This window comes from Variovorax stachyos (assembly GCF_051400855.1).
GTDB lineage: Bacteria > Pseudomonadota > Gammaproteobacteria > Burkholderiales > Burkholderiaceae_C > Variovorax.
In genome coordinates, this window is the sequence record NZ_JBLFFN010000053.1 from 1 (window position 1) to 1,124 (window position 1,124).

Sequence of the window (1,124 nt, forward strand, 5' to 3'; positions counted from 1 at the left end):
CCTTCTTCCATGGCGATGGGGTTGATCAGCTTCACCGTGATGGACACGTTGTCGCCGGGCATGACCATCTCCTTGTCCTGGGGCAGCTCGATCGCACCGGTCACGTCGGTGGTGCGGAAGTAGAACTGCGGACGGTAGTTGTTGAAGAACGGCGTATGACGCCCGCCCTCGTCCTTGCTCAGCACGTACACCTCGGCGGTGAAATGCGTGTGGGGCTTGATGGAGCCCGGCTTGCACAGCACCTGCCCGCGCTCGACTTCCTCACGCTTGGTGCCGCGCAGCAGCACGCCGACGTTGTCGCCAGCCTGGCCCTGGTCCAGCAGCTTGCGGAACATCTCCACGCCCGTGCAGGTGGTCTTCTGGGTCGGGCGGATGCCGACAATCTCGATTTCCTCGCCGACCTTGATGACGCCGCGCTCGACGGCACCGGTCACCACCGTGCCCCGGCCGGAGATGGAGAAGACGTCTTCCACGGGCATGAGGAAGGCGCCGTCCACCGCACGCTCAGGGGTGGGGATGTAGGTGTCCAGGGCTTCGGCCAGCTTCATGATGGAGCCTTCGCCGAGTTCGCCCTTGTCGCCTTCCAAGGCCAGCTTGGCCGAGCCGTGGATGATGGGGGTGTCGTCGCCCGGGAACTCGTACTTGTCCAGGAGCTCGCGCACTTCCATCTCGACGAGCTCCAGCAGCTCCTTGTCGTCGACCATGTCGCACTTGTTGAGGTAGACGATGATGTAGCCCACACCCACCTGGCGCGCCAGCAGGATGTGCTCGCGGGTCTGGGGCATCGGGCCGTCGGCGGCCGAGCACACGAGGATGGCGCCGTCCATCTGGGCGGCACCGGTGATCATGTTCTTGACGTAGTCGGCGTGCCCGGGGCAGTCGACGTGCGCGTAGTGGCGGTTGGCCGTCTCGTACTCGACGTGGGCGGTGTTGATCGTGATGCCGCGCGCCTTCTCTTCGGGCGCCGCGTCGATCTGGTCGTAGGCCTTGGCTTCACCGCCGAACTTGCTCGACAGCACGGTCGCAATGGCCGCCGTCAGAGTGGTCTTGCCGTGGTCCACGTGACCGATCGTGCCCACGTTCACGTGCGGCTTCGTGCGGGTGAATTTTCCTTTTGCCATTTT

At 64.5% G+C, this 1,124-nt stretch carries 1 protein-coding gene; it reads right to left on the minus strand.

The annotated features are described in order from the left end of the window. Window positions 1-1,121: elongation factor Tu (gene tuf, locus ACMGEZ_RS29655; protein WP_436825856.1), on the minus strand; the 1,121-nt coding region annotated here is incomplete at its 3' end. Window positions 1,122-1,124: the final 3 nt, after the last annotated feature.